The following is a 12,900-nucleotide window of genomic DNA, read 5'->3' on the forward strand; positions in this document are numbered from 1 at the left end:
GGGCGGGGCTGGCGGACGGGACCCCTAGGACAGGTGGGTCGCCCGGTGGTGAGGGCGGCAGAGCCGCGTCCCTGCGGTCCGCTGGGGAAGCGGACACCGAGGCTGCCTGAGACTGATTGCGACGTAAGTATATAATTGACAGATAGGTATATTATCGTAAGGTGGGGGCAGCCTTGGTGGAAGGTGGCAGGAAATAGGGGGTCTTTCTTCCGCATGTCCCGAACAAAACGCCTGACAGAGATCGAGAAGATGCAGATCGTCCGCGAGGCTGCGGAAGGTGTGTCGACGTCTGAGCTGGCTGAGCGTTTCGAGGTCACATCGCGGGCCGTGCGCTACGTCTTGAAAGCTGATGCCGAGCGCCAGACGGACGCCGCGATCCCGGTCTCAGCGGTCAGTGTGAAGGTCACGGCGGCGGAGCTTGAGGCGCTCGATGCGGTGTTGGCCGAGGCCGGGATCGAGAGCCGGGCCGAGGGGCTGCGGCGGCTCATTCAGGCGGCAGGCGGGGTGTTCGTTCCGGACGCGCAGATGGCTGTTGAGATGGCGCGCTACCGGGCGTCTCTACATGAGGTCGGCAATGGGGTCGCGCAAATCGCCAAGCAGATGACGCGGGCCAACCGGATGGGGCAGGGGGCCGTGGGGGGCACGCGTGCCGAGTTCTCCGAATTGCGCCTCGCGCAGATGCGCGGGTTGGCGCGGTTCATCCTGGATTCCGCTGACGAGATCGATCTGCTCCTGCGCCGCCGTCGAGACGCGATGCAGCTCGAGGCCACGGCCGCGCTGAGGGAGTTTGCCCATGCGGCTGAATGATGCTGTAGACGCAGTTACCGGGGAGGTCTTCCGGGATGGCTGGAGCCGGATCCGGGGCTCGATGCAGGGGCTGCATGTCGCCAAGCAGAAACAGCTCATGCGCGCGGCCGCGGGACACCGGCCAGCGGTCTTCAAGGCAATCCGGGGCGGGGGTACGCATACCAAATCGCAGCTCGCAAACCAGCTCGATTACCTCACCACGAAGTCCACACATATCGTCGACAGCAGCGGGTTTCTGGATGGCAAGGCGAAGCTCGAGGCGGGCGACATCAAGGACCTCACAGAGCGCTTTGCCAAGCGGTGGGACGCGGGCTTCAAGCCCAAGCTCGGCCAGACCACCCACATGCTCATGTCCTTCCCGATCGGCACGCGCGGCGAGGATGTGCGCGACATCGCGACGGACGTGGCCGAGCGGTTCTTTCAGACCGACGCGGGGCATTTTGATTACATCATCGCGGTGCATGAGGACCGCGATCACCCGCATGCGCATCTGGTGTTGAACCGCCGCTCGCAGGAAGGCGAGTTCTTCTTTCTGGGGCGCAACCATCGCTTCAATTACGACGACTTCCGGCTCGCCATGGTCGAGGAGGCGGAAAAGTACGGCGTGCGCCTGGAAGCCACGCGTCGCGTCGATCGCGGTGTGGTGCATTACCCCGCCCGCACCAGCGAGGTCTATGCGGCGAAAGAAGAGGGTCGCGCGCCCCGCGAGCGCGAACGCGTGGGGCAGGACCTGACGCGGACGCTGGCGGAGATCGCCAATACCAGAACTGTCTGCCACTCGCTTGCCGCAGAGGCCTCCCGGGAGGCCCGCGAGGATATTGCCGCGGCGCTGTTCCGCGCGGGCGAAGTGCTGGCGCATGGCGGGCAGGTGGACCGAACAGGAGATGTGTATATGGCCGAGGATCAGAGTTTCGAGGATCTGAGAAGCCTCTATGCGGAAAAGCTCGCGCGGGTGCAGGGCATGATCGCCGAGAAGTCTGATGCGGAACGTCCCGTGCTGGAAAAACGCCTCATCGAGATCCAGACGCAGGTCCAGCACATGCAGCCTCTCGGTTTGCGATCATCCACGCTCTCCGAGGCGCCGTCGGAAGGCGGGATCTATTCCGAGGCGAATATCGACACCAATCAGCTCACGCGTCTGGCGGAGCCCGATCTGAGATCGCGCATTGACGTCGCACTACGAGGCACCGGGATCAGCACATCGGAAGTGGTGGCCCGGATTGAGACGGGCGCCTCAAATGCAGCGCTCGAGCATCAATGGATCGCCAATGATCTCTCCAAAGTGGCCGAGGCGCGCGATCTGAACCTTGAACGCCGCGCCGATCTGGAACAGGCGCGCGACATTCTCAACGATGTGCATGTCGAACTTGGCACGCTGTTGGAACGGGAAAACGTGCTGCGGCAGGATGGCGTCATGGAAGCGGAACCGGTCGGCGAGCGGTTCCATTATCATGAGGGCGCGGTCCGGACGATGGAAGGGACAATCCGTCAGGAGATGCGCGCAGACGGTCTGACAGCGCAGCAGATCGAGGACCGGGATTGGGAGGTCGTATCGCGAGCGGAGCGCCGGATCGAGACGGAGCAGCGTGCATATCTCGAGGCACACCCGGATCTGCTCTCACGTCCTGGCGATGTGATTGACCGGTCTGAGCCCTACAGGGAGACCATCACCGATGCGGCCCGCGCCAGCGAGATCACCCGCGAAGTCGACCGGATCATAGCAGGACGCGACGTCCGCACGCCCGTTGCAGATGCAGTCACGGATGACTTGCGCGCGCGCTATCCGGACATGCCGTCCCACCTTGCCCGCGGGCTCGGTGCGACCTATGCGGCCGTCGTCGAAATACGCGACACGGAGGCCATCAATCAGGTCCGCCGCGAAACCGAGATGCGCGACGGGCTTGGGTCTGGCACGCGTGACGACATCCCCGCCACCCGCGATGAAACGGCGGCGCAGTTTGACCGTTCCGACCGTGTCCCAGAGGAGATTGCACGTGTCCTTGATCATGAGCGGGCCGGGGAGTTGTCCGCGCCCTTCGAGACCGAGGCGGAGCGGGACGCATTTCGAGATGAAATTGCGCGGGTGCTGGATGACCGCCAGCTCGACCGGCTCACATCTGGCGATGCCGATGCGCTGGAGAAGGTTCTCGAGGACCGCCTCGACCGGCTCTATGTCGCCAAGGTCTATCTGCAATCCGATGCCGCGACGGCCAACACGGAGGCCTTGCGCCAGGTGGTCGATGATCTTGCCAACACCGAATACGAAAAACACCGCGCGACAGACGTGGATGGCGAGACCGAGCGGGGTCAGGTCCATTGAGCGCCTCCATGGGAAAAGCGCGGATCGCCACGGGCGTTCTGCTCGTGACGCTGGTGACCGGGGCCATGGGCTATACCATCGCCTCGGCGGTGCTGACCTACCAGGATCTCGGCTTTGGCGCCGAGATCGACTTTGCCTATATCGCGCAAAACTACATGGCGATCCTGGACCGCCGCCCGGAGGACGCCCAACTTATTCACCTGATCATCGGCAGCTTCGCCGCCGCCGGCCTGATGCTGAGCCTCGCCCTCTCAGGGTCCGCCCTTACACGGTTTGGCCAGACCCATTGGCAGACCGCGCGTGAGATGAAGGCCAACGGGTTCTTCGGGGCGCCCGGTACGGGGTTCATCCTCGGCAGGCTGGGGCCGCCGGGCTCCCGGGCCAACTACATCTGCTCGAAGGTCTTCCCCCACGCGCTGATCGTGGCCCCCACGGGCCGCGGCAAGACCACGGGCTTTGTCATTCCGAACCTGCTGACCTGGCAAGGCTCCACCGTGACGCTCGATGTAAAGGGCGAATGTTTCGAGGCAACGGCCAGGCACCGCGCCGCCCAAGGCGACCAAGTCTATCGCTTCGCCCCCACCGATTGGGAGGGCAAGCGCACGCATCGCTACAACCCGCTCCTGCGTATCTTCGAGCTGAAGGACCCCGCGCGCCAGCAGATGGAATTGCAGCTCTTGGCGACCCTCTTCCTGCAGAGCGACAACGACCGGGTGCAGGGGCTGCTCAAGGGCGGGATCGATCTCTTCGTGGCGGCAGGGCTTCTGGCCTTCCAGCGCAAGCGCCCCACCTTGGGCGAGATCTACCGCATCGCCGCTTCGGGCGGGAATAAGCAGAAGGAGTATTTCGCGCGCGGCCACGAGGTCGACAACCGGGCCGCCAAGCTGGTCTTCACGCGGCTCGCCTCGACCAACAACGATACGCTGACCTCTTACGTCTCGCTTCTGATGACCTCGGGGCTCGATCAATGGCAGAACCCGGCCATAGACGAGGCGACGGCGGTGTCGGATTTTGATTTCCGCACGATCCGCAAGAAGCCCTTTTCGGTCTACCTCGTGGTCCAGCCGCTGATGGTGAAACCCCTCGCGCCGCTGATCCGGCTCTTCTTTTCCGATCTCCTGTCCGCCATGCAGGAAAAGGACCCCGGGCCGGATGAGCCGTGGCCCGTAATGATCATGCTCGACGAGTTCAATCGCTTGGGCAAGATGCCCATCGTGGTCGAGAGCATCGAGACCCTGCGGACCTATCGGGGTCACCTGGCCGTGGTCACCCAAACCATCCCCGCCCTCGATGAAATCTATGGCGAGAACACCCGCCGCGCCCTGCAAGGCAATGCCGGTGTGAAGCTCTACCTGACGCCTTCGGATGAAAAAACCGTCGAAGAGCTGAGCAAGGCGGTTGGCAAGACCACCAAGACCGTGGTCACGCGCTCCCAGTCCATCGGCAAGAACCCCTTTGAAGGGCGCAGCCAGTCGACCCGGACCGAAGAAAGCTCCTTGCTCCCTGAAGACGAGGCGCGCCGCCTGCCGCTCGACGAGATCGTCATGGTGATCGATGCGCAAATGCCGGTCCGGGCAAAGCGGATCCAATATTTTGACGATCGGCTGTTCAAGGCGATCCATGCTGCGCAGACGGGCGAGTTGCCGTTTCCGGAGCTGGGGGGAGGGGGGCCGCAAGGCAATCTGCCGCTGAGTGTGCGCGCTATGCCGATGACTCCGCCTTCGAATGGACCAAGTGGACCTGACGCCGTCGTGGAAAACTCAGCTCAGGCTTCTGGGGGTCAACTGTCACGACAAACCGACGCCACTTCAAAGAAGACCGCGCCTGTCGTTCAAGCCGTCATCGCCGTGGAACAGCGCCAGATGGAGATGGATTTTGGGAGCCAGGTCTTGGATGCCGAGGCAGTGAGCGTCGTTGATGAAGCGCAGATGCGCACCGCCATGGGTGGATTGGATGAAATGGAAGCGATGCTGCAGGAGGGGGATGGCGAAAAGCTGGTTGCTCGATAGGGTGGCGGGCATGGCGACCTGCCCGTAGCTTCCGTAACGCTGAATGAAACAAACGGTGTTTTTTCGCCAAAAAGAGGGTTTGGCTTGCACGACCGTTCGATCTCTCGCTGGGAACGTCGTGGGCAGGGTCCAGCCATCTCCACCTTGTTCAGATTATGCCCCCAGACGGCGCAGCCGCTTGTCGATCTCGGCAGGAGGCAGGAAGACCGCCTCATCCGCCCGCCAGATTTGCAGTGCGGAAACAAGAAGCTCGACCTCGCAGACTTCGGCGGTGTGCAATTCGTCTATGATCCACAGGACGCCATGAACGCGCACGGCGCGGGCGGTGGCGACTTTGCGCAGAAGATTGTCGCCGGTCAGGAGGATGCCGTTTTCCTGGCAGGTTGTCGTGACCAGAGCGAAGCAGTCATAGGCTGACAGCCGGCTGTGCTCACGCTTCAGCGCAACCACCTGCGCGACTTCCTCGGCTGGCAGGTCATAGGTGGCAAGGCCACCGTCTTCGAGCATCCGCCATTCCTGCGCCGTGAAATCGAGCAGCTCCTCCTCACGGATGGGCAGGGGCACGATGAAGCGATAGGGCAGCCGCAGCAGGACGTGCAGCAACTCTCCCTTCTTCAAGTCGATCAGACAGGACGCATCATTGACGACAACACAGGTCACTGGTCACGAGGCCCCCTGATGTCGCGTTCGACAACGCTCAAGGGGAGCCCGAGCATTTGCGCCGCCCGCACGGGGGAAATCATCTCCTCGCCGAGCGCGCGCCAGACGAGGCGCTCGAAGCGCTGCGGCTTCTCGAAAGCCGCGAAGCCCTCGCCTGGACCGATAGGCTCCGGCTCCTCGCGCCGCCAGCTTCGCGCATAGGTCTTGAACGCATATTCCACCGCACTCTTCGACAGGATGTCCACTTGGCCGAGCCGCACGAGCATCGCGGCGGCGGAGACGCCATAGGTGCGCTTGAGCCGCATGATCTCTATCCAGGTCATGCCGTGACGGTTTCGGCCAGCTTCCTCTTCCAGATGCTCACGCGGAATGAGGAACGCCCCCGCGAAGCGGTGCATCGAGGGTTCCTTTTTCAGTGCGGCATTGCCGGTTTCGGTGATGATCCGGTGCGCGAGTTCGTGGGCGAGGTTAAAGCGCTTGCGTTCGACATTGGTGTGCCGCGAGACGACGATCACCTCAGTCGGTGCGCCCTCCGCCCGTTCGACATGACAGGCCAGCCCGTTGATGCGTTCCGGGAGATCGGCCTCGATGACCTTGAGTCCCTTGTCTTCGAGCAGGGCGGTCATACTCGGGATCGGGTCGATCCCAAGCTGCCACTCGCGCCGCACGTCCCGCGCCTTGGCGTCGATGGCCTCTTCATCGGCCACCATGTCCACGCGCAGCGCGGCGAAGGGGTCTTCAGCGGGGTGCATGTCGAGGATGTCCTCGATGGCAAGATAGTCTTCGAGCTTCTCGATCACAATGGATTCCGCCATCGCGCGATCCTGCGCCGAGGCGGTCGAGTTCTTTCGCCACTCGACGCTTTCCAGAGCTTCGACCTGACCGCCGAGCAGGAAGTCCAGTGACACGCCGAGCGCCTTGCCGAGGCCGACCAGCACCGACGAAGACGGCATCATCTTGTCCGCCTCGTATTTGCTGATGGCCTGTGCCGACACGTTTGGGGTTACGCGCTCCGCGAGCGCTTGCATGGATAGACCCGCCCGCTTGCGGGCAAGTCGCAGTCTTTGTCCGAACATGATCCTCTCCCGGCGGTTACTGTTGTGGTTGATAAACGCCATTTCTTACTGTATATTTAAACACAAGGTTGTCGAATCGTCAACTGAAATCGACACGTGAGGCTTAAAATTTCTAAGAAAAAACAGCATGTTGTGCCGCATGAAAGCGGTTGGACAGTGAAGAGGGCGGGTAACTCCCGTGCGTCTTTCGTCCACGGCACGCAGCGCGAGGCCATCACGGCCGCGCGGGAATCCGTCATTCGTCAGGGCAGCGAGATGCTGATCCACGGCGAGAACGGTCGCATCCGCGAGCGCAACACCTATGGCAAGGACCCGTATCCGCCGAAAGGCTGAAGGGCATAAGCGGAATGGATGTCAGGATGAGCAACGGTGGGAACAACAGGCAGATACGTCGCATCCTCTCCATCGACGGGGGCGGGATTAAGGGCACGATGCCCGCTGCATTCCTCGCGGGGCTCGAGGAAGATCTGGGCCAGCCCATTGGGTGCTATTTCGATCTCATCGCGGGCACATCGACGGGTGGCATCATCGCACTCGGCCTTGGCCTCGGCCGCACGGCAAAGGAGTTGCTCGAGCTTTACGAGCGTCGCGGGCCTGTCATCTTCGGTCATGACAATGCGGATGATGAACCGCTGGGGAGGATACGGCAGGCATGGCGCACCCTCACCGCCACAGGTCGGCACGTAGTCGGTCCAAAGCACGATGCAGCAGTTCTTGCCCGCGAGCTCAAGGCCGTTCTGAACGACGATCTGATCGGGCACTCACAGACCCGGTTGGTGATCCCAGCGTGGGATGCCGATCTCCGCAGCCCCTATATCTACAAGACCGCGCATCACACGCGCCTGCAAACCGATTATCGCAAGACTGCGCTGGATGCTGCTCTGGCAACGGCAGCGGCACCTACGTATTTCAAGCGACATCGCACTGCTGATGATATCGGCCTGACCGATGGCGGGACATGGGCCAACAACCCCACGGCCATTGCCGTCGTCGAAGCCATCACCCTTCTGGGGTGGCACCCGTCAGACCTGCGCATTCTGAGTCTGGGGTGTCTGGACGAGGTCTACATGCTGCCCGAAAGCCCCGGGTTTGCCGGCCTCGGACTCAAAGTCCTCAACCTTTACGCGGATGGGCAATCACATGGCGCCCTCGGCATGGCAAAACTTCTGACGGGAGACCCTTACGATGGGGATCGCATCTACCGCATTTCGCCGTCTGTCCCGAGCGGGTTTTTTACCTTGGATGACACCACGAAGATCGGCCGCCTCAAGGGCCTCGGTATGTCAGAAGCCCGAAAAGCAAAGCCCCACCTGACCCCGATCTTTTTCGCCCAGCCTGCCGATACCTTCGTGCCGGTATATCAACTCAAGGAGAAAGCGGCATGGATCAGATGTTGCGACAGCCGCTGACCGACAGTGATATTCGGCGGCGCACGCAGATATTCACCATCCTGGACGAGGTAGGCGAGGATCTGGACCTCACCGAAACCCAGTTTGATCGTGCGCGCCAGAGCTATGGTGCCGTCGGAGACTGGCTGTCCGGTTCAACTGATCCCCTACTCGTCAGTGTTCTGGTCTATCTCCAAGGGTCCAGTGCGCTTGGAACGGCCGTGAAGCCAATCGGGCGGCGGGAATTCGATGTCGATCTGATCTGCTTTTGTGCAGGTATCGCGTCCGGCATCTCACCAGCGACCCTGAAGGCGGCGGTTGGAAACTGGCTCAAGGAACACGCCACCTATGTGCGTCTTCTCGAAGAAAAAAAGCGTTGTTGGCGTCTCAACTATGCGGGGGACTTCCACCTCGACCTATCCCCGACGATAGCAAACCCGGTCTGCGGCAACCGGGGCGAATTGGTGCCCGACCGGGCTCTGAAGGAATGGCATCCGACAAACCCGCGGGCCTACAAGACCCTGTTCGATGAGCGCGCCGCACTCCGGCCTACCTTTGCGGGCAAGTTTATCGCCATGCAGCGGGACGAGGCGACGGTGGAGCCGTTCCCCGTCCGAGAAGCAGTGAAAGGCATCCTGCGCCGCATCGTGCAATTGCTCAAACGGCACCGCGACGTTTTTTATCAGAACAACACGCAAGACGTGGCCCCGATTTCCGTTATCATTACCACCCTTGCGATGCAGTCCTATGCATATTGCGTGCGCAACCACGTCTTCCATGACGAAATGGATCTGTTGGTCGAAACGATCCGGATGATGCCGCACTTCATCGACCGCCCCATTCTGGACGGACGGCGGGGCTATGCCATCCTGAACGAGACAACCAACGGGGAAAACTTCGCCGACAATTGGAACAAGGATGAACGCCGGGCACCAGCGTTCTATGCGTGGCACGCACAAGCTCTGTGCGACTTTGAAGTCCTTCGCGATGCTGTTGGTCAGGACCGTGTGTCATTGAACATGGAGCGTTCGTTCGGTTCCGGTGTCACGGGACGGGTTTTCGGCAACCACGTCAATGCGATGTCGGATGGTCGCAAATCGGGTCTACTTTCTGTCGCACCTGTGGTCGGGCTGACGACATCGAAGGTCGCAGCATCAACGACCGTGCCCACAAATACGTTCTTCGGTGATTGATGATAGGACGAGGCGGGCAATACGACCTGACCCTGTCGCAGCAGCTGCTGTTCCTGAAGGCAAGCCCGGCTACCAGTGGTGTGGGGCAGGTCCGCGCAAACAAATTGACATGGCAAGAGCCTATACAACCGACCGCCTTGGCGCGCTCCTACCTTGCCACTATCACGTTTCAGCCGGGTCAAACGCCCGGTGTTCAGATAGACGACCCGGATCTGGAGTTGCTGGCGGCAGGGCGTCCTTTGCCTCACGTCTACAGAGATCCGCTGCGCCTTTGTCTTTATCTTCCAGGTGCTAGGGAATGGGACGCGCGGAAGCGGATCGACCAAACCATCATTCCGTGGACTTACCTTTGGCTCTATTATTTCGAAGATTGGCTTTGGTCAGACGACTGGAAAGGTGAAGGGCAACACCCCGGCGAAGAGCCTGAGCCAGTTGGCAATCGGGCGATGCGCAGGGCCGTGGCTCGGTGCTGAAATTGTCCATTCGTTTTTGGCAAGTTTTTGGCACATGGCTGTCACCGCCTGCCCAACCTACCGAGTCTTGAAAGCTGTGCCAGCATTCGGGCGCCTGTTCCGTTTGCGTCACCCGGACGAGCCGCAGTTGGCCCTCCAGCAGTATTTGATCGGCTCGGCAAGGCTTGCACGCCAAAGAATTGTCGCGCTCGAAGGGCTGCGTATTCAGCCCCAGTTGCGCCACCAATGGCATAGCGATTGTAAACTTGTTGGCTACCTGCAAGCCCTCTGGCGAAGGCATAGCTTCCCCCGAACCCGGCCGAGAGTGCTGGCATCATGATGTTTCCGGAAATCGCCCGAACCAAGAAAGGCGTTGCTATGATGAAACCCTTTGCCATCAGCACCATCATGAAAAATGGGATAAGGGCCCCTATGTTCGAGGCCCCCTCTGGGTCGCCAAGCTCGGCAAGAAGCGCCCGAGAGACCCCCGTGATCGTCGCGAACACGCCGGCGACTACGATCGGATACATCGCGAACGAAATGAGCGCGGATAACCAGCGCGCGAAATAATCCTTGGTCACCTCGAACAGGGTCAAGAAGATCATCACTGGCGCAATGCCAATTAGCAGAGCGATCATGAGCCGGGACGCCACAACAATGAACGCCGCCAACCCGCCAAGAATCGAGAGCAGCAGAACCCCAAGTGTGTCAAGCAAGGCACCCGCCATCCAGTTCAGCTCAGATCCCGCAGCATTCAGATAATCCCCGAGCGCTGCAATCAGTTCGTCAAATTCCTCTGCAAAGGTACCGGACGGACCAGGTGATCCGCCGCCAACAGAAGCCACAAGGGCCCCGGCAATGCTGTCGATTCCGTTCAGTATTGCTGAGGCAAGCGCATTGAACTGGACCCAGTTTGCCGCAAAGACCCCTATCAGTCCGACCTTCACGGCCAGCCAAAAGGCAGTTCGGCCGTCCATGGCGCGATACTGGTAGATCATGTTTATGAAAACCAAGATGACAACCAGTGTTGTGCCCAGAACCAGCAACGTGCCGACCGTTGCTGCGACCGCACCAAACTGAGTTTCGGCAGCGGTATCTAGATACCCTTCAGCCGTTTCCACGAAGTAGGTGACGATACTCATTGTTTGCTACCAGTTGCCAGCTGCTTCGCAGATTGGCATGGCGGCGCGGCGCAGTTCATTTGCCTGTCGTCGGTATTCGGATGTCGCTTCGACAACGTCCCAGTATTTAGATGAAGCATAGCGCTCTGTGTAGAAGCGTACGGCGTCCTCCCAAGTTGGATACCGTGTGGGACAGTCGCAGTTTTGCGAGTCTACGACGCGCTCCATACTTTGAGCCCGATATATCTGTTGGATCAAAAGGCGCTTATAGGATTCGCGCACATTGATGTTCTGTATCCACTCCGGCTCGGGCGGCTGGTCTGGGCAAACATTTGGGTCGTTGTCGAGCGTCGGGATCAGGTTCCGCTCGGCTACGCCAGCAGTTGTGCCTAAGATCAAGAGCAGGCCAGCGACTGCAATAGCCCGCCTCATTCCGATGCCGCCTTCATTGTACCAGTCTCACGCTTCAAGAAAGTGGTGTAGCCGTAGTCGCCGGCTTCGGCGTTGATGACCTCCCACCCTTCCGCGCCGCGCTCATTCAGGACCCTTCGCATCTCGCCGTAGTCCTTTTGCTTCTTCACTTTGAAAAACAAGATATCGTATTCAAAGGTCTTCATGGGGAAGTTCCAATCTCAGTTGCGCCGGGGAGGTAGAATTCCGTGATGCCGCGTTTGCCGTCATGGCGACCGGCCTGGATGATCACATCGATGGAGTTCTCGATGTACTGGATCATGTCGGCATAGGTCATCGGGATTTCGGTCTTGAGTGCTGCGATCGCAAGCCGCTGCACGGCCAGTTGCGGGGTTTCGGCGTGTAGCGTGGTCATCGAGCCGCCATGGCCGGTGTTGATGGCTTCCAAAAAGGTCATGGCCTCCTTGCCACGCACCTCGCCCAGGATGATCCGGTCGGGGCGCATGCGCAGCGTGGCGGTGAGGAGCACATCGGCGGTCTGGAATTCCGCATCGCGATTGGCGATGAGTGTCACGGCATTGGGTTGGGTCGGTAAAAGCTCGGCGGCTTCTTCGATGGTGACGATGCGTTCCTCGGCCGGTACGTGAGAGAGGATCTTGCGCGCGGCCACGGTCTTGCCGGTGGAGGTGCCGCCCGAGATGATCATGTTGAGTTTGTTCTCGACGCAGAAGGCGAGCGCATCATCGATCAAACCCGCGGCCACCACGGCGCGCAAGGCGCGCTTCTTTTCCACGTGCAGATCTTCGAGCTTGCGTTCCTTGCCGTAGAGAAAATCGAGCGCAATGCCCTCGAGTGGCAGGCTCGAGAAGAACCGTAGGCTGATCGACATGGCCGAGAGTACAGCGGGCGGGGTGATGACCTGCGCGCGGATCGGGCGGCCCTTGTAGGTGATCGAGACCGAGACGATGGGGCGGTCCTTACTCATCGTGGTATTTGCAGAGGACGCAATCTGGTTGCCAAGGTCCTTCACTTCCGTCGCGCTCAGTTTTTGATCCAGCTTTTGCATGAAGTGATCGCCCTGGAACTCACCCCAGCAGGTGCCATCAGGGTTGATGCAGATCTCGATGACATCGTCGCGAGCGGCGGCGGCGATCCGGTCGAGCGAGGTTTCGAGATAGCTCAGCGACATGGGCTCAGAATAACTCCAGATCGCGGTCGACCATTACGGTGACGCGTGCGCCTTGGTCGACATAGATGACCGGGCCGATGGAGAGGTAATCGCCGATGACGCTGTCCGTGGCATCTGCCAGATCATCGCCAACGTCTTCGAGAACGTCGGCGGCAGTCTCATCCTGGACCTCGGAGGCGGCGGCACCAGGTGCCGCGGAAATCAGCGAGATCAGGGCGGCCGACCCGAAACGCTCGGCAAAGCGCGTGTCTATGAGCCCCGTGACACCGGAGCG

General features: G+C 60.8%; 13 protein-coding genes. 7 read left to right on the forward strand and 6 right to left on the reverse strand.

Going from position 1 to position 12,900, the window contains the following annotated elements:
• Window positions 1-213 precede the first annotated feature (213 nt).
• From H1S03_RS16705 to H1S03_RS16715, 3 genes are read left to right on the forward strand one after another with little or no spacing between them, the layout of a single operon-like run.
• Window positions 214-807 (forward strand): transposase, encoded by a 594-nt coding sequence (locus H1S03_RS16705; protein ID WP_166194730.1) that lies wholly within the window; start codon window positions 214-216, stop codon window positions 805-807.
• The gene (locus tag H1S03_RS16710) at window positions 794-3,127 is read left to right on the forward strand and encodes a relaxase/mobilization nuclease domain-containing protein (protein WP_166194733.1); all 2,334 of its coding nucleotides are present in this window, start codon (window positions 794-796) and stop codon (window positions 3,125-3,127) included. Before H1S03_RS16705 ends, H1S03_RS16710 begins: the two co-directional genes overlap by 14 nt.
• Window positions 3,128-3,135: 8 nt before the next feature.
• Complete coding sequence (locus tag H1S03_RS16715) at window positions 3,136-5,136, forward strand: type IV secretory system conjugative DNA transfer family protein (protein WP_166194736.1); 2,001 nt, start codon at window positions 3,136-3,138, stop codon at window positions 5,134-5,136.
• Between the two features lie 153 nt (window positions 5,137-5,289).
• On the opposite strand, the gene H1S03_RS16720 is transcribed toward H1S03_RS16715, so the two are convergent.
• Window positions 5,290-5,796 carry a PIN domain-containing protein gene (locus H1S03_RS16720; RefSeq protein ID WP_166194739.1) on the reverse strand — a complete coding sequence of 169 codons (507 nt, stop codon included), beginning with the start codon at window positions 5,794-5,796 and terminating at the stop codon, window positions 5,290-5,292.
• A complete protein-coding gene (locus H1S03_RS16725) occupies window positions 5,793-6,872 on the reverse strand; it encodes an XRE family transcriptional regulator (RefSeq protein WP_240910493.1) in 1,080 nt (359 codons plus the stop codon). Before H1S03_RS16725 ends, H1S03_RS16720 begins: the two co-directional genes overlap by 4 nt.
• 96 nt (window positions 6,873-6,968) lie before the next feature.
• Here H1S03_RS16725 and H1S03_RS16730 point away from each other — a divergent pair, with 96 nt between their 5' ends.
• From H1S03_RS16730 to H1S03_RS17420, 4 genes are read left to right on the forward strand one after another with little or no spacing between them, the layout of a single operon-like run.
• Window positions 6,969-7,205, forward strand: a complete 237-nt coding sequence (locus H1S03_RS16730) for a DUF2188 domain-containing protein (protein WP_430700925.1) — start codon at window positions 6,969-6,971, stop codon at window positions 7,203-7,205.
• Window positions 7,206-7,219: 14 nt separating this feature from the next.
• Window positions 7,220-8,281 carry a CBASS cGAMP-activated phospholipase gene (locus H1S03_RS16735; RefSeq protein ID WP_166194745.1) on the forward strand — a complete coding sequence of 354 codons (1,062 nt, stop codon included), beginning with the start codon at window positions 7,220-7,222 and terminating at the stop codon, window positions 8,279-8,281.
• Window positions 8,263-9,453: a nucleotidyltransferase domain-containing protein gene (locus H1S03_RS16740; protein ID WP_249777980.1), complete on the forward strand. Its 1,191-nt coding sequence runs from the start codon at window positions 8,263-8,265 to the stop codon at window positions 9,451-9,453. The genes H1S03_RS16735 and H1S03_RS16740 overlap by 19 nt, the downstream gene beginning before the upstream one ends.
• A complete protein-coding gene (locus H1S03_RS17420) occupies window positions 9,453-9,926 on the forward strand; it encodes a type II CBASS E2 protein (protein WP_166194751.1) in 474 nt (157 codons plus the stop codon). Before H1S03_RS16740 ends, H1S03_RS17420 begins: the two co-directional genes overlap by 1 nt.
• Window positions 9,927-9,967: 41 nt before the next feature.
• On the opposite strand, the gene H1S03_RS16745 is transcribed toward H1S03_RS17420, so the two are convergent.
• The 4 genes from H1S03_RS16745 to H1S03_RS16760 form a co-directional block, all read right to left on the reverse strand.
• On the reverse strand, window positions 9,968-11,047 hold the full coding sequence (locus H1S03_RS16745) for a TrbL/VirB6 family protein (RefSeq protein WP_166194754.1): 1,080 nt from the start codon (window positions 11,045-11,047) through the stop codon (window positions 9,968-9,970).
• A gap of 407 nt (window positions 11,048-11,454) precedes the next feature.
• The gene (locus H1S03_RS16750; RefSeq protein ID WP_166194757.1) at window positions 11,455-11,643 is read right to left on the reverse strand and encodes a hypothetical protein; all 189 of its coding nucleotides are present in this window, start codon (window positions 11,641-11,643) and stop codon (window positions 11,455-11,457) included.
• Entirely contained in the window at window positions 11,640-12,626 is a 987-nt protein-coding gene (locus H1S03_RS16755) for an ATPase, T2SS/T4P/T4SS family (protein ID WP_166194760.1), read from the reverse strand. Before H1S03_RS16755 ends, H1S03_RS16750 begins: the two co-directional genes overlap by 4 nt.
• A 4-nt stretch (window positions 12,627-12,630) precedes the next feature.
• A partial coding sequence (locus H1S03_RS16760) for a TrbI/VirB10 family protein (protein WP_283810382.1) occupies window positions 12,631-12,900 on the reverse strand: 270 nt, incomplete at its 5' end.

Source organism: Pontivivens nitratireducens, assembly GCF_014235845.1.
In the GTDB taxonomy this organism is placed as follows: domain Bacteria; phylum Pseudomonadota; class Alphaproteobacteria; order Rhodobacterales; family Rhodobacteraceae; genus Pontivivens; species Pontivivens nitratireducens.

What these genes read in the sequence shown, in the direction of transcription:
- H1S03_RS16705 (WP_166194730.1), top strand. Translation starts at nt 214, where the DNA reads ATGTCCCGAACAAAACGCCTGACAGAGATCGAGAAGATGCAGATCGTC.
- H1S03_RS16710 (WP_166194733.1), top strand. Translation starts at nt 794, where the DNA reads ATGCGGCTGAATGATGCTGTAGACGCAGTTACCGGGGAGGTCTTCCGG.
- H1S03_RS16715 (WP_166194736.1), top strand. Translation starts at nt 3,136, where the DNA reads ATGGGAAAAGCGCGGATCGCCACGGGCGTTCTGCTCGTGACGCTGGTG.
- H1S03_RS16725 (WP_240910493.1), bottom strand. Translation starts at nt 6,872, where the DNA reads ATGTTCGGACAAAGACTGCGACTTGCCCGCAAGCGGGCGGGTCTATCC.
- H1S03_RS16735 (WP_166194745.1), top strand. Translation starts at nt 7,220, where the DNA reads ATGGATGTCAGGATGAGCAACGGTGGGAACAACAGGCAGATACGTCGC.
- H1S03_RS16740 (WP_249777980.1), top strand. Translation starts at nt 8,263, where the DNA reads ATGTTGCGACAGCCGCTGACCGACAGTGATATTCGGCGGCGCACGCAG.
- H1S03_RS17420 (WP_166194751.1), top strand. Translation starts at nt 9,453, where the DNA reads ATGATAGGACGAGGCGGGCAATACGACCTGACCCTGTCGCAGCAGCTG.
- H1S03_RS16745 (WP_166194754.1), bottom strand. Translation starts at nt 11,047, where the DNA reads ATGAGTATCGTCACCTACTTCGTGGAAACGGCTGAAGGGTATCTAGAT.
- H1S03_RS16750 (WP_166194757.1), bottom strand. Translation starts at nt 11,643, where the DNA reads ATGAAGACCTTTGAATACGATATCTTGTTTTTCAAAGTGAAGAAGCAA.
- H1S03_RS16755 (WP_166194760.1), bottom strand. Translation starts at nt 12,626, where the DNA reads ATGTCGCTGAGCTATCTCGAAACCTCGCTCGACCGGATCGCCGCCGCC.